The 20,623-nt window shown below is 41.8% G+C and carries 22 protein-coding genes; 9 read left to right on the forward strand and 13 right to left on the reverse strand.

Annotated elements, in window-relative coordinates:
• Window positions 1-16: 16 nt before the first annotated feature.
• Window positions 17-862 (reverse strand): bifunctional hydroxymethylpyrimidine kinase/phosphomethylpyrimidine kinase, encoded by an 846-nt coding sequence (thiD, locus tag MKY34_RS15335; RefSeq protein ID WP_342511993.1) that lies wholly within the window; start codon window positions 860-862, stop codon window positions 17-19.
• A 375-nt stretch (window positions 863-1,237) separates the two neighbouring features.
• A complete protein-coding gene (locus MKY34_RS15340; protein WP_342511994.1) occupies window positions 1,238-1,393 on the reverse strand; it encodes a hypothetical protein in 156 nt (51 codons plus the stop codon).
• A gap of 146 nt (window positions 1,394-1,539) precedes the next feature.
• Between MKY34_RS15340 and speD the strand changes: the two genes are divergently transcribed.
• The 6 genes from speD (at window position 1,540) to nspC (ending at window position 8,023) form a co-directional block, all read left to right on the forward strand.
• On the forward strand, window positions 1,540-2,376 hold the full coding sequence (gene speD / locus MKY34_RS15345) for an adenosylmethionine decarboxylase (protein WP_342511995.1): 837 nt from the start codon (window positions 1,540-1,542) through the stop codon (window positions 2,374-2,376).
• Complete coding sequence (locus MKY34_RS15350; RefSeq protein ID WP_342511996.1) at window positions 2,373-3,827, forward strand: aminotransferase class I/II-fold pyridoxal phosphate-dependent enzyme; 1,455 nt, start codon at window positions 2,373-2,375, stop codon at window positions 3,825-3,827. Before speD ends, MKY34_RS15350 begins: the two co-directional genes overlap by 4 nt.
• Window positions 3,828-3,829: 2 nt before the next feature.
• Window positions 3,830-4,681: a polyamine aminopropyltransferase gene (gene speE, locus MKY34_RS15355; RefSeq protein WP_342511997.1), complete on the forward strand. Its 852-nt coding sequence runs from the start codon at window positions 3,830-3,832 to the stop codon at window positions 4,679-4,681.
• Window positions 4,671-5,519 (forward strand): agmatinase, encoded by an 849-nt coding sequence (gene speB, locus MKY34_RS15360; RefSeq protein WP_342511998.1) that lies wholly within the window; start codon window positions 4,671-4,673, stop codon window positions 5,517-5,519. The genes speE and speB overlap by 11 nt, the downstream gene beginning before the upstream one ends.
• Before the next feature lie 154 nt (window positions 5,520-5,673).
• On the forward strand, window positions 5,674-6,873 hold the full coding sequence (locus MKY34_RS15365; protein WP_342511999.1) for a saccharopine dehydrogenase family protein: 1,200 nt from the start codon (window positions 5,674-5,676) through the stop codon (window positions 6,871-6,873).
• Window positions 6,874-6,886: 13 nt separating this feature from the next.
• Window positions 6,887-8,023, forward strand: a complete 1,137-nt coding sequence (gene nspC, locus MKY34_RS15370; RefSeq protein WP_342512000.1) for a carboxynorspermidine decarboxylase — start codon at window positions 6,887-6,889, stop codon at window positions 8,021-8,023.
• Window positions 8,024-8,095: 72 nt separating this feature from the next.
• On the opposite strand, the gene MKY34_RS15375 is transcribed toward nspC, so the two are convergent.
• Together MKY34_RS15375 and MKY34_RS15380 are read right to left on the reverse strand one after the other, a co-directional pair.
• Complete coding sequence (locus tag MKY34_RS15375; protein WP_342512001.1) at window positions 8,096-9,247, reverse strand: MFS transporter; 1,152 nt, start codon at window positions 9,245-9,247, stop codon at window positions 8,096-8,098.
• A 72-nt stretch (window positions 9,248-9,319) separates the two neighbouring features.
• Window positions 9,320-9,904, reverse strand: a complete 585-nt coding sequence (locus MKY34_RS15380; protein WP_342512002.1) for a LysE family transporter — start codon at window positions 9,902-9,904, stop codon at window positions 9,320-9,322.
• A gap of 117 nt (window positions 9,905-10,021) precedes the next feature.
• On the opposite strand from MKY34_RS15380, the gene MKY34_RS15385 reads away from it, so the two are divergent.
• Window positions 10,022-10,576 (forward strand): XRE family transcriptional regulator, encoded by a 555-nt coding sequence (locus MKY34_RS15385; protein WP_342512003.1) that lies wholly within the window; start codon window positions 10,022-10,024, stop codon window positions 10,574-10,576.
• Between the two features lie 66 nt (window positions 10,577-10,642).
• On the opposite strand, the gene MKY34_RS15390 is transcribed toward MKY34_RS15385, so the two are convergent.
• From MKY34_RS15390 to MKY34_RS15425, 8 genes are all read right to left on the reverse strand, one after another.
• A complete protein-coding gene (locus MKY34_RS15390) occupies window positions 10,643-11,581 on the reverse strand; it encodes an MBL fold metallo-hydrolase (protein WP_342512004.1) in 939 nt (312 codons plus the stop codon).
• Window positions 11,582-11,714: 133 nt separating this feature from the next.
• Window positions 11,715-13,367: a DUF4179 domain-containing protein gene (locus MKY34_RS15395; protein ID WP_342512005.1), complete on the reverse strand. Its 1,653-nt coding sequence runs from the start codon at window positions 13,365-13,367 to the stop codon at window positions 11,715-11,717.
• The gene (locus MKY34_RS15400) at window positions 13,345-13,911 is read right to left on the reverse strand and encodes an RNA polymerase sigma factor (protein ID WP_342512006.1); all 567 of its coding nucleotides are present in this window, start codon (window positions 13,909-13,911) and stop codon (window positions 13,345-13,347) included. Before MKY34_RS15400 ends, MKY34_RS15395 begins: the two co-directional genes overlap by 23 nt.
• A 164-nt stretch (window positions 13,912-14,075) precedes the next feature.
• Window positions 14,076-15,077, reverse strand: coding sequence for an SEC-C metal-binding domain-containing protein (locus MKY34_RS15405; protein ID WP_342512007.1), 1,002 nt, complete (start codon window positions 15,075-15,077; stop codon window positions 14,076-14,078).
• Between the two features lie 198 nt (window positions 15,078-15,275).
• Window positions 15,276-15,431, reverse strand: a complete 156-nt coding sequence (locus MKY34_RS15410; RefSeq protein WP_342512008.1) for a DUF1540 domain-containing protein — start codon at window positions 15,429-15,431, stop codon at window positions 15,276-15,278.
• An 83-nt stretch (window positions 15,432-15,514) separates the two neighbouring features.
• Window positions 15,515-16,372, reverse strand: coding sequence for a YitT family protein (locus MKY34_RS15415; RefSeq protein WP_342512009.1), 858 nt, complete (start codon window positions 16,370-16,372; stop codon window positions 15,515-15,517).
• 468 nt (window positions 16,373-16,840) lie between these two features.
• Window positions 16,841-17,143 (reverse strand): DUF1805 domain-containing protein, encoded by a 303-nt coding sequence (locus MKY34_RS15420; protein ID WP_342512010.1) that lies wholly within the window; start codon window positions 17,141-17,143, stop codon window positions 16,841-16,843.
• Window positions 17,144-17,200: 57 nt separating this feature from the next.
• Window positions 17,201-17,755, reverse strand: coding sequence for a hypothetical protein (locus tag MKY34_RS15425; RefSeq protein ID WP_342512011.1), 555 nt, complete (start codon window positions 17,753-17,755; stop codon window positions 17,201-17,203).
• A gap of 261 nt (window positions 17,756-18,016) precedes the next feature.
• On the opposite strand from MKY34_RS15425, the gene MKY34_RS15430 reads away from it, so the two are divergent.
• Window positions 18,017-19,195 carry an ABC transporter permease gene (locus MKY34_RS15430; RefSeq protein ID WP_342512012.1) on the forward strand — a complete coding sequence of 393 codons (1,179 nt, stop codon included), beginning with the start codon at window positions 18,017-18,019 and terminating at the stop codon, window positions 19,193-19,195.
• A 48-nt stretch (window positions 19,196-19,243) separates the two neighbouring features.
• Here the strand turns inward: MKY34_RS15430 and MKY34_RS15435 are convergent, their stop codons facing one another.
• Window positions 19,244-19,468 carry a hypothetical protein gene (locus MKY34_RS15435; protein ID WP_342512013.1) on the reverse strand — a complete coding sequence of 75 codons (225 nt, stop codon included), beginning with the start codon at window positions 19,466-19,468 and terminating at the stop codon, window positions 19,244-19,246.
• Between the two features lie 120 nt (window positions 19,469-19,588).
• Here MKY34_RS15435 and MKY34_RS15440 point away from each other — a divergent pair, with 120 nt between their 5' ends.
• Window positions 19,589-20,380 carry a serine protease gene (locus tag MKY34_RS15440; RefSeq protein ID WP_342512014.1) on the forward strand — a complete coding sequence of 264 codons (792 nt, stop codon included), beginning with the start codon at window positions 19,589-19,591 and terminating at the stop codon, window positions 20,378-20,380.
• Window positions 20,381-20,623 lie beyond the last annotated feature (243 nt).

Raw genomic sequence — 20,623 nt, forward strand, 5'->3', positions numbered from 1 at the left:
TCCTCATCTGTGATGATTATGAATGGAGCAACTCGCCACATTCAATCGTAACAATACACCCTGTTTCACCATATTTTCTATACGCCGCATGATAAGTTGGCCCAACGCCCTTTTTGAAGCCGAAAGAGTGACGAATGGCGGCCGTAATAAATGCCTTCGCTTTTTCAACGGCCTCTGGTACAGATTTTCCTTTGGCCAGTTCCGCAGTAATCGCTGCTGAGTATGTGCATCCTGCTCCATTCGTATGAATCGTCTCAAACCGAGGAGCTTCTAATAGATAAAACTGCTTCCCATCAAATAACACGTCAACAGCCGGACCTTCTAAACGCCCGCCTTTGACAAGCACATATTGGGGACCTAACAAATGCAATGCTTGTGCTGCTTTTTTAAGATCTGCTACCGTTGTTAACGCATCAATTCCAAGTAACGCCGCCGCTTCTGGCATATTCGGCGTAATAATCGTCGCCAACGGTAGCAACTTCGTTTTCATCGCCTCCACCGCATTATCCTTTAGTAAAGCAGAGCCCATTTTCTCAATCATTACTGGATCAACGACGATATTGGGTACGCCTGATGCCTGCACCCACTGCGATACATGTGTAATGATTTCCTCCGTGAACAACATACCTGTTTTTATGGCGTCCGCTCCAATATCTTCGAGCGCCGTATGAACTTGCGCTTCAATCGCCTCTAATGAATGAGGAAAAATCCCTTGATTTGTCTGCGGATTTCTAGCAACAATGGCCGTCACCGCCGATAGGCCATACACGTCCAATTCCTGAAACGTCTTCAAATCTGCTTGAATGCCCGCACCTCCTCTTGCTGCCGAACCTGCAATGGATAACGCACGTTGAATCTTCATATTCTTCATGTCCCTTCTCACATGATGATGATATTATTTTAGCCTTTAATCGCGTCATTAGAGCGCGGATTAATCGGCAACGTTAGCTTTTCAATCCCTTATTTATTCGTTCTACATATGAAACTATCTATTAATCTCTTCCTTATGGACTATCTTATCACCCTACTCGGCATAATCGAAAGAGATACTTCTGAAAAAAGAGAAGTATTAATAAAATATCTATTTATTATTTTACCTTTTTAGGGAAACTGGACTAATACTTAACTGTCCAACATACAATAGTCAGCATACTGCACACCGTGAAATACCGGTAAGCAATATGAGTATATAGACTTATTTATTTTACACATCCGCTTGTCTAGAAAGTACAATTCCTTACCACCCTAAATAATCTAATGATTGAGAACTCTTGCCACGTAGTACTTCCTCTACAAACAAGTCGATAAAAAGCTTGATTTTACTACATAAATCAAAGAGACGGAATTCTTTCACAACTAGATGGAATGTCTTTTTGCGCTGATATAAATCCATTATTATCCAAACCCTCTACTTCCCCCTTAAATAATTATCTAAAAATAATATTGACTGCGAGAAGTTATACTTTATATTTATAGTTGAATCAATTTCCTGATTGCTTCAACTAGTCCCATTAGATTTATTTATACATGGAAGGCGTGATGATCGGGTTGGAAAATAAGCTGAAACTATATGGCTTTAACAACCTCACCAAAACACTTAGCTTCAACATCTATGATGTGAGCTATGCAAAAAGTGAGCGAGAGCAAAAAGACTATATTGCTTATATTGACGAGCAATATAACTCTGAGCGGCTAACAAATATTTTGTATAATGTAACGGAAATCATTGGGGCACATGTCTTAAATGTCAGTAAGCAAGATTACGACCCCCAAGGCGCTAGTGTCACCATATTGATATCGGAAGAGTCCATACCAGTTGGTTTGATTGATGCGTCTTGCAATCGTGGCGAAGTCGATATTTTAAAGACACGTGATTCCGTCGTCGGTCATCTCGATAAGAGTCATGTCACCGTGCATACGTACCCGGAATACCATCCGGATAACTCCATTGCCACTTTCCGAGTTGACATAGAAGTTTCAACATGCGGGGAAATCTCACCATTGACTGCCTTAGATTATTTAATCGGCAGTTTCGATTCCGACATCATTACAACCGATTACCGCATCCGCGGCTTTACGCGTGATGAACGAGGAAAAAAACTGTTTATTGATCATAAAATGACATCCATTCAGGATTATATTGATAAAAACACTATGAAGAAATACGATGCGATTGACGTCAATGTCTATCAATCCAATATTTTTCATACCAAACTGCTTATTAAAGAAATCGATTTACAAGATTATTTATTCAACAGAGATGTCTATGAAATCCCTCCCAAAGAGAGGCTTCAAATTACGAACAATCTACGTAGAGAAATGATTGAAATCTTCAGTGGAACGAATATATACGATGAGACGGAGTTGTCAAAATGACGCAATCTTCTCAAAACAAAGCTCCGATCATGGAAGCACTTGAACGTTACAAAAAAATGCGGGTCGTCCCTTTCGACGTCCCCGGCCATAAACGTGGACGAGGCAACGAGGCGTTAGCCGTCTTTTTAGGCGAACAAGCCTTAAGTATGGACGTCAATTCCATGAAGCCATTGGATAATTTGTGCCACCCTGTCTCTGTCATTCGAGAAGCTGAAGAATTGGCAGCACAAGCCTTTCATGCGAAGCATGCTTTTTTCATGGTCAATGGCACAACATCCGCCGTTCAGGCTATGGTGATGACCGCCTGCAAAGCAGGAGACAAAATCATCATGCCGCGCAACGTCCATCGCAGTGCCATTAATGCCCTGATTTTAAGCGGTGCCATTCCGGTCTATGTCAATCCTGGTGTCAACACTGAACTAGGGATTCCTTTAGGCATGTCCGTGAACGATGTGGAACAGGCCATTCTGGACAATCCAGATGCCAAAGCGATTCTCATTAACAACCCTACGTATTATGGGATTTGTTCCAACTTGAAGGCCATTACCGAACTTGCTCACCAATACAATATGCTTGTCCTTGTCGACGAAGCGCATGGTACGCATTTTTACTTCGGCAATGATTTGCCCGCATCTGCCATGTCAGTTGGCGCCGATATGGCGGCTGTTAGTATGCATAAATCCGGGGGGTCTTTGACCCAAAGCTCTTTTCTATTAATTAATAATGACGTCAGTGAAGGCTATACGCGCCAAATTATTAATTTGACACAAACAACGAGTGGTTCTTATTTGTTACTATCTTCGCTCGATATTTCACGCAGAAATTTAGCGCTTAACGGCACAGAAATATTCCGAAAAGTCACAGAGATGGCGCAATACACAAGAGATGAAATTAATAAAATCGGTGGGTATTACGCTTTTTCAAAAGAGCTGCTAAACGGGGATACCATCTTCGACTTTGATGTCACTAAACTAGCTGTGCACACGCTCGATATCGGGCTAGCTGGCGTTGAAGTATACGATATTTTGCGCGATGACTATGATATCCAAATTGAATTTGGGGATATCGGCAATCTATTAGCTTATATTTCCGTCGGCGACCGACCGCTAGACATCGAACGATTAGTAGCTGCACTCGCTGAAATCAAACGGCGCTACGCGGGAGATAAAAGCGGACTCTTCGACCATGAATACATTACGCCGCAAGTCGTTTTAACACCTCAACACGCCTTTTATGCGCCTAAAGAACAATTGGCAATTGAGGATAGTGCGGGTCACATTTCAAGTGAATTTGTCATGTGTTATCCGCCCGGTATTCCGATTTTAGCGCCTGGTGAACGGATTACCGATGAAATACTAGACTACATTCGATATTCCAAAGACAAAGGCTGCTTCTTAACCGGCACGGAGGATAGCAAAATTGAACTGATCAACGTCGTGAAGGAGGGCTAACAATGGAAGTATGGTATACGGAGGATCATTCACCCGGTGTACGCCTGTCTATGAAAGTGGAACAGCATCTTTATTCCGGAAAAAGTGATTTTCAAAAGATTGATATTTTACAAACAACCGAATTTGGGAAAGTTCTCACACTCGATGGCTTGGTCATGCTTACCGAGAAAGATGAATTCATCTATCATGACATGATTGTGCACGTCCCGATGGCCACCAATCCCAACATCAAAAAAGTACTTGTCATTGGTGCAGGCGATGGTGGCACAGTGCGAGAATTAACGAAATATGACTCCATCGAGCACATTGATATGGTCGAAATCGATAAACTGGTCGTCGATGTCTGCATGGAATATATTCCACAGACAGCAGCCAAATTGACCGATCCACGTGTCCATCTATATTTTGAAGACGGTCTGAAATTTGTCCGCAATAAAGAGAATGCCTATGATCTCATTATCGTCGATTCAACAGACCCATTTGGACCTGGTGAAGGACTGTTTACGAAAGAATTTTATGGCAACTGCTACAACGCACTCAATGAAGACGGTATTCTCGTCAATCAGCATGAAAGTCCGTTTTATGCTGAGGACGCACTTGGTATGCAAAGAGCGCATCAACGCATTGTTGGATTTTTCCCGATTTGCGATGTCTACCAAGCCCATATTCCAACGTACCCTTCCGGACATTGGCTGTTTGGTTTTGCATCAAAAAAATTCAATCCGATTCGAGATTTAAATGCGGCGGCATGGAATGACCTTGGCTTGAACACGAAGTATTACAATACGGACATTCACGTCGGCTCATTTGCCCTGCCAAATTACGTGAAGGAGCAATTGACAGATGTTGAATAAAAACATAGAAACCTTTATTGGCTGTGACAATGAGTACGGCGAATCCGGCCTCGTCATTTTCGGGGCTCCCTTCGACTCGACAACTTCCTTCCGACCTGGGACACGCTTTGCCAGCAAAACAATGCGCAGCGAGTCATTCGGAATTGAGACGTATAGCCCCTATCAAGATAAAGATTTAGAAGACATCGCCGTCTTTGACGGTGGCGATTTAGAATTGAGCTTTGGAAATACAGAAAAAGCATTAACTCAAATCGAACAATTCACAGCGAAAGTGCTGGAAGATGACAAAATTCCTTGCATGATTGGCGGCGAACATTTAGTGACATTAGGTGCTATTCGCGCAGTCGCTAAAAAACATCCAGATCTCCATGTCATCCAATTCGATGCACATGCAGACTTACGTGAAGACTATCTTGGTGAAACGCTATCGCATGCCACCGTCATTCACCGCGTTTGGGACATCCTTGGCGACGACCGCATTTTCCAATTCGGCATCCGTTCAGGAGATCGCAGTGAATTCCAATGGGGACAAGATCATGTCTTTACGAACAAGTTTAACTTCAACGGCTTAGAAGATGTCATTGCCAAACTACAAGGCAAACCCGTCTATCTAACCATTGACTTAGACGTCCTAGACCCTTCCGTCTTCCCTGGAACAGGCACACCCGAAGCCGGTGGTGTCAGCTTTATGGAGTTATTGCAAGCAATGCTTCAAGTAAGTGAACTCAATATTGTTGGATGCGATATTAACGAGCTATCCCCTATTTATGATCAAAGCGGTGTATCGACAGCTGTTGCTTGTAAGGTGTTGCGGGAATTGTTGTTAGCGGTAAACTAAGCACCGCAGCGGGTTCGAAAGAATTCTATCTAGTTTCCAGCGAAGGCGCCTAACCGGCTTCTTACGGGAGGCATCCCCAAGCGCCGAGCGGTGTGTAAGGAAATCTTTATGTCAATTTATCTAACTAAAAATACGAAAATGGTGGTGTTTACCTATGGGTAAAGCTTTAATTATTGGTGCTGGCGGAGTAGCTGGCGTTGTTGTGCATAAATGTTGTCAAGTTCCGGACGTCTTCGAAGAAATTTGTATCGCAAGCCGTACCGTCTCCAAATGTGATGCCTTAAAAGAAAAACTAGACGGCGGTCGTACAAAAATTCAAACGGCACAAGTCGATGCGGACAACGTAGAAGAACTCGTTGAACTCATCAACCGCTTCCAACCAGATATCGTCATTAACGTCGCATTGCCGTATCAAGATTTAACAATCATGGATGCTTGCCTTGCGACAGGTGTTAACTACATGGACACAGCAAACTATGAACCCCTCGATACAGCAAAATTTGAATACAAATGGCAATGGGCCTACCGTGAAAAATTCGAAAAAGCTGGCATCACAGCACTACTTGGCAGCGGCTTTGACCCAGGCGTAACAGGCGTCTTCTCTGCTCATGCGCTGAAACACCATTTCGATGAAATCCATACAATCGATATCGTCGATGCCAACGCTGGCGATCACGGCTATCCATTCGCCACAAACTTTAATCCAGAAATCAACATTCGTGAAATCACAGCGAACGGCCGTTACTGGGAAAACGGTGAATTCATCGAAACGCCGCCACTTTCTGAAAAACGGGTCTATGACCTACCAGAAATCGGACCAAAAGATGTCTACCTTCTCTATCACGAAGAATTAGAGTCACTGGCTGAAAACATTACAGGCATTAAAAAAATTCGCTTCTGGATGACATTCTCAGAAAAGTACTTAACACATTTACGCGTGCTTGAAAACGTTGGTATGACTTCGATCGAACCTATCGATTTTGAAGGTCAGCAAATTGTGCCATTGCAATTCTTAAAAGCGGTCCTTCCAGACCCAGCGTCTCTTGGACCTCGTACAAAAGGGAAAACGAATATTGGCTGTATCTTCCAAGGAACGAAAGACGGCGAAGAAAAAACATACTATGTTTACAACATTTGCGATCACCAAGAATGCTACGCAGAAGTAGGCTCACAAGCTATTTCCTATACAACAGGTGTTCCAGCGATGATTGGTGCCATGATGATCATGACAGGTAAATGGAAAAAACCTGGCGTCTTCAACATCGAAGAATTCGATCCGGATCCATTCATGGAAGCACTGAACAAATACGGCCTACCTTGGCAAGAAAGCTTCAATCCTGAATTGATTGACTGAGGAGGGGCTACTATTGAATATTGATTTAAACGCCCTCCCCTCTCCTTATTATGTAGTAGATGAGGCATTACTCATTAAAAATTTAGAGAAACTGAAATCCGTCATTGATCGCACAGGCTGTAAAATTCTCCTTGCGCAAAAAGGTTTTTCGATGTTCTCGGTTTATCCGTTACTGGGACAATACTTGAATGGCGTCACATCCAGTTCCGTTCACGAAGCGAGACTGGGTTACGAAGAAATGGGCAAGGAAGTTCATACCTATGCTCCTGCTTTTTCAGACATGGAGTTCGATGAAATTCTGTCGTATTCGGATCATATTGTCTTTAATTCATTTCAACAATGGAACAAATTCAAAGACAAAGTTCAAAACGCTTCCAAACAAATTAGCGTTGGACTGCGCATCAACCCGGAGTACTCAGAAATTGAAGTTGACATGTACAATCCGTGCTTTGCACACTCTCGATTTGGCGTCACATTGGACAATTTTGAACCAGATCAACTCGAAGGCGTTGACGGCTTGCATTTCCATACAATGTGTGAGCAAAACTCAGATACACTTTGGCGGACCATTCAGGTTGTCGACGAGGAATTCGGAGATTATATTCAACAGATGAAGTGGATTAACTTCGGTGGTGGACATCATATCACCAGACCCGATTACGATATCGAAACACTCATTCAGTCGATTTTATTTATAAAAGATAAATATAAGATTGACGTCTATCTAGAACCCGGTGAAGCCGTTGCCTTAAATACCGGCTATCTGGTGGCAACTGTTTTAGACACGCTCGATAACGGCATGCCCATTGCGATTTTAGATACTTCAGCCGCTTGCCATATGCCAGATGTGTTGGAAATGCCTTATCGCCCGGAAATTATCGGTGCTGGCTTGCCAAACGAAAAAGCGTATACGTATCGATTTGGCGGCCCCACTTGCCTCGCAGGTGACGTCATTGGTGATTATTCTTTTGATGAACCACTGAATCCTGGTGACAAACTCGTATTTTGTGACATGGCGCACTATTCCATGGTCAAAAACAATACCTTTAACGGCGTGAACCTTCCTTCGATTGCCCTCAATACAGTGAAGGATGGCGTAAAAGTCATTCAACAATTTGGCTACGAAGATTTTAAAAGTCGTTTATCTTAATCATAAAAAAACCTGTACAACATTATGCTGTACAGGTTTTTATGATTGGCACGGGATAATCGGCCCTTTCATTCAGCATCGATTGACTTTTTTTCCATATACCCAGTAAAGAATCAAGCCAAATAAGACACCGCCAAAGGACATTGCTGCTATTGAGAGGTAAAGAACATGACCACCAAACGCCCCATAAACTACTCCGCCGACATACGATGCGACAATGCCTGACACACCAAAAAACAATAATGCTAACACGGTCTGCCCCGTAGCCCGCCACTCAACTGGAACAATGCGATACAAATACTGAATCGCCGCGGAATAGAAAATCGGGAACGTTAACATTTGCAACACTTGTAAATACGCCAACAAATGCGGATCCGTCACCCACGCTGAGATGAAAAAACGAACGAAGTAAAAGGTAGTCGCAAACGTAATAATCAGCAATTCCTTGCCTTTCCGTAACCACCAAAAACTGAGCGCAAACACGAGTATCTCACTGCTACCAGCCAAAAACCAAGCTTGGCCCACTAATGCCGTACTGCCTCCTAGTTCACGGATATAAACGCCGAGATATGTATCATTCATCCTCGCAGGTATTGAACAGACAAAAACTAATAATAAGAACAACAACGTTTCTTTATTGCTTAAAAAATGCTTGAGACTCCCGAATGTCACAGGCTTTCCCGATACCGGTGCATCCGGCATTTTCCAGCAGATAATAAAACTCACGAGCCCAATCCCTGCAAACAGAATCGCCATACTATGCGCACCGAAATAAGACATGACATAGCCCGTAAGTAGCGACACAACTGCGTAACCTAATGCGCCATATGTACGGATGGAGCCATAGCTGATTCTAGACGTTTCCGCGATGGTAAAATTCAAACTTTCCGTTAATGGGTCGATCGGCATGAGAAAGAAATACAACAACATCGCAAACAAAATTAGCAACACATAACTCGTCGAGTCGTATAACAAATACCCAACTACACTCGACAGCGCAATAAGTATCAACAACACTTTACGAATCGTTTTGCTTTTGTCACTAATCATGCCCCATAATGGCTGCGTAATAATCGTGACAAAGCCCCCTGTCCCAACGATCAAACCAATTTGCCCTGGTTTCAGCCCTTGTTCAGCCAAATAGACTGGCAAAAACGGGATAAAGATTGCAATAAGTCCAAAATATAAAAAGTTAAAGCCACGCAATAAATTTGGTGTGTTCATAAATATTCGGATACCTCAAATCATTTATTTCTAACTGTGTAAGTGTATCATACGCTTATCATTCCAAATCGTCTACCCCATCAGAATCGAAATCGCACTATACACTAATAGCAAAGCCATAACAATATTAAACGGCTTCTGATAGTTGGACAAAAACTTTTGGAAAACCGAACCAAACAAACTCCAACTAGCCGTACTTAAAATACCGACAAAACCTAAAAAGAGCGAAAACAATAGCAATGCAATATGCGACGTATGATACGGTAAGATAAATGTCGCAATAACCGTTATACCGTATAACACACCTTTCGGATTAATAAACTGCAGCATCATGCCCGCAAAGAAACTATTGTATTTTCTCTCCTCATCACTGTTCCCCTGATTCGTACTTTTGATAATTTTATACGCCAAATACAGCATATACCCCGCACCCAACAGCATCATCGGCAGTTCAATTTTCGGAATAAAACGGTGTAACACGAGATTAAAATAACTCGATAAGATCATGATGATAAAGAAACCGACGCCCACACCGAAACAGAAACGTAGCGTTCTTTTAAAGCCGTACTGGTTGGCGAATAACATCGCCATAATATTATTCGGACCTGGGGTGAAACTCATCACACACACATACACCAAAAAGGATAGTACTGGCATCTCGTAGACCTTCTTTCTATGGAGTATGTTATACTGTCCACAATAGACGATATAACGTTTTCTTTTTATTGTACAATTCAGACGTTATATTGTACAGAGAAAAATAGGAGGGTTTTTATGAAGGAAATCCATCTAATCATTGCTGAAAATCTAAAAACGCTACGGGAAAGCAAAAAACTAAGCCTTGAAAAGGTATCCGAATTGACAGGTGTCAGTAAAACAATGATTGGCCAAATTGAACGTGGCGAATCAGCGCCAACCATTACAACCATCTGGAAAATCGCCAACGGCTTAAAAATTTCATTTACCGCCCTCATCAATGATCCGCAACCTGAAACAATGATTGTCTTGCGAAGTGATATGCAAGTCTTGTCTGAAGACCATGGCAAATACCGCGTCTATCCTTCTTTTCCTTTCGAAGATAACAAACGCTTTGAAGCCTATACAGTCGAAATAGACCCAGGCGGATTTTTAAGCGCTGATGCACATATGGAAGGGACCGAAGAATTCTTAACGATTTTTGATGGAGAACTCACCATACGCGTCAATAACGAAGCATTCACTGTAAAAAGCGGTGATTCGATTCGCTTCAAGGCAGATAGGCCACACACGTATCATAATTTAGGGAAAACACTTACTCGTTTAAGCATGGTTTTATATTATCCGAAATAAAAAAGCGACTGTCCTGTAAGTCAGGTATACCTGACTTACAGGACAGCCACCGTCGTTCCTACACAATCACTTCGATAAGTACTCCATAATCCCCATCGCACTCACTTGCATATCCAATTCAATGATCCGATACACTTCATGATCATCGCTAATATTCAACGAGCGAAGATGTTGCCTGACACGTTCCAATAATCGTCTTGCTAGCACATCATAGCTTTGTCGTTCAGCAACGACCGCTTCCGCCTCTTCCATGAAAACAGCGAGCCATTCAGTCACTTGGCGTAGTGCCTCATCCGGATAGTTGGTCATGCCGAAATGGCCAAAATAAATCGAATTCAGATTCATAGCACCAAAGCGCTCAATCGCATGGCGCATCGCATCCGGGTTAAATTGGTTCGGGGACGTCGAAGGTAAAAACAAATCCACATCATTGCGGATCAATTGATCATATCGAACACCGACCGTGTCGCCAGTAAACAAGCCATTGCTCAGCGGGTCAAAAATACTAAAATGATGGTTGGCATGCCCTGGCGTATCTAGAAACGTCAATGTACATGTCGGACCAATTTCCAGTGTATCCCCCTCGCCCTTTATGAGCAAACGCTCTTCAGCGATTGGAACGACCGGATCAAAAAAGTCCGAAAACATCTCTCCATAAACGGCTCGCGCTCCCGCAGCTAACCTGCTTGGATCAACCAAATGCCTTGCCCCTTTTGGATGCACCACGACTTTGGCATTCGGGCATTGTTGGATCAACAAACCTGCCCCACCTGAATGATCTAAGTGAATATGTGTCACAATGATATATTTCACTTCATCGAGCGAAAATCCTAATGCTGCTAATCCCTGTGTCACATGCTTGATAGACGGGCTTGGACCTGTATCGACAATGGTCAACCGTTCCTCATTGATCACATACGTTCCTGTTCGCTCAGGTATCCCTAAGTCGAATCCATCGATTAGATAGATTCTGTCGTTTAATTGAATAGGCTTTTTCTGATACATCGTCCAACCTCCAATGGTGTTTAACACTATACCTTCAAATACTGTCATTATAGCATACATGATTCAGGCGATTCATCTACATGATCAACACACAAAAGGGACTCCAACATCTCAGGTGGAGTCCCTTTGTCATTCATTCTTCGTATAATGGTACTTCCCATTTCTCGTCTGCCTCTTCATAACGTGTGACAGAAACGAGGTGCAACGTCAATTCTTCAGGAACCTCATCCAAATGATAAACTTTGAGATTCATGGTCGTCTTATACCGATTGTTCTTGTCTTTCTCAACGAGAGTAGTAGACCCATCCCCATAAGTAGGATAAGCATTCCCTTTATCGTCCACCAAGACCCAATCGCCTATAGTCGAGGCATCTGCTTCTATGCCGCCTTCCATTTCAATCATAAAAATGGTTTCTCGATTAATCGGAGTGAGCGACTTTTCAAGTGAATACTCCTCTTGTGTCTTTGCTTTCTTGATTGTGATAAAATTCCCTTCATATTCGAAGGTCACTGGCTTGCTTTTCAATTCTTTTGGCTTAAAAGTAACGGAGAAATCAGTGGGTACTGTTTTATAAACGCCATCCAACACAAATGTCAGTTTGCGGTCCCCTTGTTGAGGGATAAATGATTGATGCCAGATCATTTGACCGAGTTGTTGTCCTTCATTGCTTGAACTCTGAGATGGAGTTAAGTCACCTGGCTGGCTGTCCCGGGTGAAAAAGGGCCCATAATCATGATTATAAATGGTTTTCTTGTCTTCATTGTCGATATGGTATTCGATCGCTGTTTCATAGTTACCCAAATAATCATCAGCCTCTTCGCTGTTTATACCCAATCGATTCTGTAGCTGCTGAATGTCTTGCGCTACCTGCGCTTGCTCTTCTTGTGTAAAACCCGTTTCATACGCTAAATCATTCAAGCTAGGCGCAAATTGCATCCCCTTCATTTGTAGGGTCACACCGTGTTGATTCGTTGTAGCATCTTGTAATGCAACTGTCGTTGTTAAATCTTTATATTTCGTAACATCGATTGGCACCTCTAATTCCCAATTACCTTTAACGCCACTCAATTCAACTAAGTCAAATTTTACTGTTATTTTCTCTAATGCTTCGTGTTCTCCCAGTCGCATTTCAATGATTCCATAGTCACTATCTTGTTGCCAACCATCACTGATACTATCGTTTATCTTACCATCTTGATCGATAACGGTGATTTTATTATCAGATTCAAATAGATTTAACTGCGTATCTTGCGGCTCACCATTTTTATTGAGCACTTGAAAAGATAATGCCACCCGCGACGAATCGGTCACAACATCCTCCACCTTAAATGTCAGCCCATTATTCATCACCTCAAGGTTAACCCGCTCCACTAAACCATCATCTGTTGCCATCCGTAATCCATCATCTACAATTGCCCCATTGGAATCCGCCTGTTCTGGAGAGAACATTCCACCTACCCAATCCGCAAAACTTGGGCTTAGTGTGGCACTCACACCAAGTGCCAGCATAACTCCTGCCGCCGACAACAGGATACGTTTCCAAGGCCTACTTTTTTGACGAATTTTTTTCTGTTCATAAGGCTCCAGCTGATCCAACACCTTCGAAGTAAAATCATCCGGCAACATCGGCGTCTGCAACGTTTCTTTGATGAATTGTTGTTCCCCTTCAAAAGCCTCTACAACACGCTGACATTGTGCACAATTGGACACATGCTGTGCGATATCCGTATGTTCCGCTCGATCATCTACATATTGTGAAAGTTTATCTACAGTTGGACACTTCATGAAAATTTCCTCCTTCACGTTTAACGGTTTCTCTCATTTTCTTTTTAGCTCGATGCAATTTATTGCGAACTGTCGCCAGTGGTATATCAACCAACTCACTAATTGCTTGGTAACTTAGCTCATTGACATAACGCAATAAAATAATGAGTCGCTCATCTTCCGGCAATGTGGCAATTAACCGTTCTAGTTGCCTACTTCGCTCATTTTTAAAGAACACAATTTCTGGGCTGTCGACATTGCCAATCGTTTCTTCCTGTATTTCGACTTGCTTCATTTTATAGCGCTTCTTGCGAAATTCATCCAGGCAATGATTGATAGCGACACGATAAAACCAACTTGAAAACGAACCCTTATCATCGTATTTCTCAAGCTGCTGATACACTTTGATAAAGGCTTCCTGGGCTAGATCCTGAGCATCATGTGGATTTCTCGTCATCCGCAAAATCGTCCCATACAACGGGTCCTTATATTTACGAATAATATGTTCGTACGCTTGCTTATTGCCTGCTAATACTGCTTCAATCCATTGCACTTCCTCTTGCATGTTGCAACCTCCTAACCAAACGATCATGCGCATGTCTCGTTTTGTCTTTCACCTGCTATAACGAGATGAGTCCTCCATTCGTTTCACATTTTGATGAAATAAATAAAAACATCTCACTCAATTGGTTGCACCCATTGAGTGAGATGTTTTCATAAAAATAGTACTTATGCTTCTACAAGTTCCTTATTGGCATAATAGGCATTTAAATCATTGTAGTATTTATTCAACGAAGAAGTCGAGATTTCAAACGCCTCCGCAATTTCTTTCACGGTTAGTTGGAGCGACTCAAACAGCGCATGCTCTTGACCGAAACGAATCGCCCCCGCTGCAATCGCAACTTCTTTTCGCGCCTTTGGCTGCTCTTCTACTAAATAGTCTTCGACGATTTCCAATAACTTGTCCGCAACCCGGTCGTGCTTCTCTAAAAATCGCGTGAGTTGTAGTAAAACACCTGCTTCAAAATCTGTAAATTCATCGCCACTATAGCCATCATCACCAAGAAGCTCCCATAAGCCCATGCCATTTTCTTTTAAGAAGGCAGGTACAGATTGCTCTTTTTCAGCTTTGTACTGTTTTACAAACTTGTCAAACACTTTTTTATGATCCGTTGGGAAGAAGACCATACTTGAAATCGCTAAATACTGATTGTCTTTCATCGTGCCATCTGGCAACACGAAACAATAGACGTGGACGCCTACCGGAATTGGTTTGTCACTTTCGCGTCTTAACTGAATTGTTTCATCCGCAAACAAACTTTTCACAGACATATACATCTCTTCCACTGCAACAACTTCACCGATAAACGCACGTGGGTTATTCCATGTAGCTAGCACACTTGCGACAGATGGGCGGATCACTTTCTTATGTTGCTTGTCCAAATAATTTGCCCAAATTTCTGGTTTGTGATGGAAAAAGAATTCATCCATGACAATCGCTTCAATCATTTCCTGTACTAAAAACTTCTCAAGCGGGCCACTCCATTTTTTCACTAACGCTAAGTACTCATTAATATCGCGTCGTTCAGGATATTCTTCATAAAAAGCTTGTAATATTCTTTCTAGTTCTTCCACTTGTACAGCTTCAATCGAAAACGCTTGTTTCGATTGACAACATTTTTTATACTTCTTTCCGCTACCGCATAGGCACGGATCATTACGTCCTATCACACAAACACGTCCTTTAACTACTAAAGATATAGTATCAGTTTACCATGATTACGCGCGAATGATAACTGTCAGAACATACTTTCTATTCTCACGAACCAATTTATGTATTTTTCGGTGAACATTATAAAAACCCCCTTCCACGATGACCATTCATCGCAGAAGGAGGTTCTGGGTCGTAGGTAGGATTAACAACGAAGTTTATCCCCTTGGTACAAAGGTTTTACAGTCTGTTTCTTCACTACTCGCTGCTGTCTTCCCTTGTTTACTGACAACGTAGATGGATTTCGCACTACATTTGTTGCCATGACTCCAAAACTTACAGTTATTCACTTCACATAAAATTTCTTGCGTCATCAAAACGCACCTCCTTTTTGTTAGCATGAACAAAGAGGAGCGGATTGATACGGCTTTTCTTTAAATTACTTGAGTCTGTACGTTTACTTTACAACTTCGCCTTCCCGTCGGAAGAAACCAAAAATCCCAACGGTTTGAACTATGTTTGTAAATGCAGTTGGATCGACTTCTTTGATAATCGTTTCCAAATCATACAGTTCATAACGTGTAATAACCAAATACAGCATGCTTTTCTCTTCTTTGGAATAAGCACCTTTAGCCGGTAATATCGTAATGCCCCGCACCATTTTTTGATGAATCGCCTGTTGCAATTCATCCGCTTTATGCGTCACAATCATTGCTGTCACCTTTTCATGACGCGTATGAATCATATCAATAACTGCGGTTGTCACATACAACGTCAACATCGTATACAATGCATTTTCAGGCTCATAAATGATCCCCGCCAATACGATAATGACACCGTTCAACAGTAGAAAGTACATGCCGATTGGTTTATCTTGCAAACGCGATAACACCATGGCGACAATGTCCATCCCACCTGTAGAAGCCCCCAACTTTAATGAAATCCCTATACCAACTCCCGCAATGACACCACCAAATACAGCATTTAAAATAATATCTTCTGACACAGAAAGAACAGGTAAAATCTCCATAAATAACGTGGCAAAAATCACCGAAACAATACTATAAATCGTAAATCCTTTTCCGACTTTGAACCATCCTAATAAAAAGACTGGGATATTAAAGACGAACAATAAGATTCCTGTACTCACACCAAAGCCCAAGTAATCTTCAAAAACGCTCGACGTCAGCTGTGCAGCACCTGCAAATCCACTCGCATAGACATTCGCATTGATTAAAAAGAAATTGAGCGAAATCGCTACTAATAAAGACCCTACAATCACAACAAGGATCCGTTTTGCTTCAATGAAAAACATAGGTACCTCCAATACTTATCCATCATTAGAAACTTATTATACCCTAATTTCATAGGCAGATGCCAGGCACTGCTAAAGTTCAATAAGCATGAAAAATACGATAACCGACAGAACAAAAGCGCAAGCGTCTGTTCTGGGGCGACAGGCATTGGCCGACTCCGTTCGCCGCGTCCTGCGGCAACGTCGGCACTAGTACGTCCTGTACGTCGGAGGGCTTGAAGATTAAGGCGCTTTTGCCTTTACTGGTAAAGAGGAAGGCAGTCTAAAAACGCCACTTCCTGTGGCAACGACTGCATGACCTACATCCTGTAGGCCTAAACGACCCGAGCCCCAGAACAGACGCTGGAGCCTAGATGAGAAATATCTATAGGCTAACTTATCCACAGTACGAGATTTTATAACTTCCTTAATAAAAAGAAAAAACACCTTCCCAATTATACAATCTCTTGGGAAGATGTTTCCTGGTTGTTAAACCATTTTTAACAAAGCCTGTTCGCCAACCATTCCTGCATGAATGCCAAGCTGTTCTGCTTCTAACGTGACAGATTCCAACGGGGCTTTGAGCAATTGCTCAATGGTTTTCACGCCCACAGCTCGCCCCGCAATAATTTTTCGATCATGTAATTTTGTATTGAGTAGCCCAACATCTAATGCGCCACACATAATATAACCCGTATCATTCGAGACTGTTAACAATGTTGTTTTGGGCAAACGGACTGTCACCGCCGTGAATGAACGCCCTTCAATATCAATTGTTACCGATGAAATCACCTTACCCGCCCCTTTCCTTTCTATACATATGGAAAGGACACGCAAATGGTTCATCAGTTACAAGCGTATATCAAATAAGCGTTCTTGTTTCACATCGCTGATATCTCTTAGTGTAGCAGGCTTAGATTTTTTTCCTTGATAATAATCGACTTCTGCTTTTCCAACAGCTTCTAAATATAATTCTCCGAGTACCTGATCACCTTTATCATAAATCGTGAAGGCCATTGCTTTTTCACCGGCAAGTATTGCTGCCGCCTCTTCTTTCGTTTTGGCACGTGCTAACCGCCGACTAACGGACGCGCGCTTCTCGTTGGCTTCCTCCGCTTTTCGTAGCTTTTCAGGATCTGTCGCTCGCAATTTTGCCCTTTCTTCCTCGGTTATTGTTTCACCACGCGCAATTTTCTTCGCTGTTTGATCAGCAGCTAACTTCTCTACTCCTCTTTTACTATCTTCCAATAATTTACGCAGTTGTTGTATTTCAGGAGGTTGCTCAGGAGTTTCATTTTTAAATAACCTATTGTTAGGCTTTAACGTACCTTCAAACGCCTTTTTCTGATGATCAATCAATCCTTGAACCATTTTCACATAAGCAGGACTGCCATTAATCTTCACATTCTCACCCTCTCGCATATAAGATTGCACAGGTTCTCTTATATACACTATCGGCAGAATAGATTGTTTCTTCAGTCATCTAGTCAATAATGGCTGATAATTTTTGCTCGATAATACAGGTTCATATCTTGCGCCTCTTCTGCTTTTCTAGCGGAAGAATACGATGATACATTTTCACGAAAAGTTTCTTCTATTTCTAAAGGAGTTTGTAATGCACAAGTAGAACGTAGTTACAGAATGAAAGAAAGTTAGGGTGAAAAAATGGACAGCAACTTACTATGGAACAAACGATTCAAAGCCTTTTATCGTGACATCATTCGATACTTTTCAATTATTGCCATGAGTGTGCTGTATTCCTTCATCCTCTTTGGAAGTGCCTTTATTTATTATTATGTAAAAACCCTTGAAGGTTTACCGCCAGATTTTCCTACAGAACTAGTCGCAGCTCTATTCACTGCCTGGATTTTTTTACAGACCCACGTTCGAACATTTCTTAAAAAAGCAGATACAATCTTTCTACCTCCTGCCGAAGCAAAGTTCTCTTCCTATTTCAAGAAATCGTTCATCTATAGCGCATGGATAGATGGCTTGAAATTTTTTATTGTACTACTTTTTATACGTCCTCTCGTTCGAGAAGAGGTGTTTATGAACGGGATATTCCTGATTTTGCTTGCTGGCCTACTCGTCTTAAATCTCCGACTCACTTGGATTGAGCAATGGCTAACGACCCGATTTCAACTGCTTACACATAGATCGATTCGTTTTTTATCATTCAGCATCATTCTTTATTTTTTATTTATCGATGTGTGGACAATCGCTGGGATCTTGCTACTCGCCCATTATGTTCTCTGGTTTCACATATTCAACAGTCATCCAAAGAGGATTAATTGGGATTTTTTAATGTATCAAGAGGAACGCGCGTTAACAAAAATCTATACGTTTATTCATCTATATACGGATGTCCCTCACCTCAAGCATTCGTTTAAACCCCGAAAACTGATCAGTTGGGTGCTTAAAAAAGGGGTAGCTCATAAACAGTCATCTGCTTATGGCTACCTATTTGCACTCCTATTTAGTCGGTCGAATGAGTTTTATCGCCTGTATGTACGGTTAACCTTGATTGGTTGTGCCATCGTGTATTTCCTACCTATGTATGGATGGCTCGTTATTTTCCCGGTCCTATTTTTCACAGGCTATCAATTACTACCTTTACAACATATGCTCAATGACCATTCTCGTATTTACCCTATCGCAACTGTTACCATGAAGAATTCTTTCAAAAAGTTGCTACTGAGCCTATCAATTATTCAATTGCTTTTATTGAATGTAGCTTCACTTGGTCATCTTTACCGGCCCATAATGCTTGTTATGATCCCTATTGAAGTGCTCTTTATTTATTGGTTTGTCTATGTATTTTTAGCAAAGCGTATATCCTCTTAAATGTGCAGGTTCCAAAACAAGCTCAACTTCTTTTGGAACCTTGCATTTTCATACGAACTTTCGCAAGCCTGCATTTCGTTGTTCTCTCACTTCTTCCGAAGCCAAATCGTACTTTTTCAATAAATGAAAAACCTCATTCAGCGTCAACTGCTCTCGTTCTACAGCTAAAAATCGTGCACAGTTCTCATACACATCTGCCGGCAAAAACGCACGTTGCTCCTCCAACTTTTCCCGAACTGCTTCCAATGAATGGTCAATTGTACATTTGCTCATGTTAGCACCCCCTTCATCCTATTTTCTTTTATCATACCATGCTACACTTCCTTCAAGAAGTTGAACACACCTCATGTATAATAAGAAGAGCTATCATCTGTCAGACTACTCACAAAGGAAGTGACCCTTTTGAATCCACAAGAAGAAATAGATGACGACGAATTGCAAGAATTAGTGTTACAAGCACAACAAGAAGCGCTTCTCCGAGATGCACAGGAACATACGCGGCGAAAACCGAAACAACCTTTTCCAAAATGGGTACTATGGATTGTCGCTATCGTGCTGTTTGTCAATACATTTGCCATCATTTTTGAAATCTATTCCATCCCAGCCATTGAATTTGTCAAGACGTCTACTCGCTTGTCGGCACAAGAAGATATTGAGACATATAAAAAATCGGTTGTCGTCATTACAGCTGGCAATAGCAAAGGAACGGGATTTTCGATTTCCGCTGACGGCACCATTTTAACGAACTACCATGTGATTGAAGGCAACAACCAAGTGACAGTCTCCTTCCCAGACGAAGGGCGCTTTACTGCCAAAGTAGTAGAGAGCTATCCCGCCATCGATCTTGCTGTATTAACAATAGATGGACACGACCTTCCTTATTTGCAACTTGCTAACGAGACAACCTTTTCGGCCGACGAACCCATCTATTTCATCGGGAATCCATTGTACTTTACTGGCATCGCCAATGAAGGGACCCTCATTGACTACTTACAACTTCAAGATTGGGAGGAGCCCGTTGTAATGATGAAAGCACCCGTCTATCGCGGCAATAGCGGAAGCCCCGTACTCAATCATCAAGGCGAAGTCATCGGCATTGTATTTGCTACCTTGGAACATGACTCATACGGAAAAGTCGGGCTATTTGTCCCTATTGACGCTTACCACCGGCAGGAACATTTATGAAACGATTATTTATTATTAAATTCTAACTATTCATATTAAAGTGAAATAACGGTTAATTTAATATGAATAGTTAATTCTCTTTATTCTCAAGCTACGACAATGACCTTCCTCATAATTATTTACTTTTCTCTAAAATGTAAGCGCTTTTTTTAATGAGTTGTGGTAGAATCTTATTTAGGATATTTATTTGCAATTCACTAATTTTAATTTACTATTAAAATTAGTATATTTGCAAACATCTTA

The sequence above is a fragment of the Sporosarcina sp. FSL K6-1522 genome (assembly GCF_038622445.1).
Lineage (GTDB): Bacteria > Bacillota > Bacilli > Bacillales_A > Planococcaceae > Sporosarcina.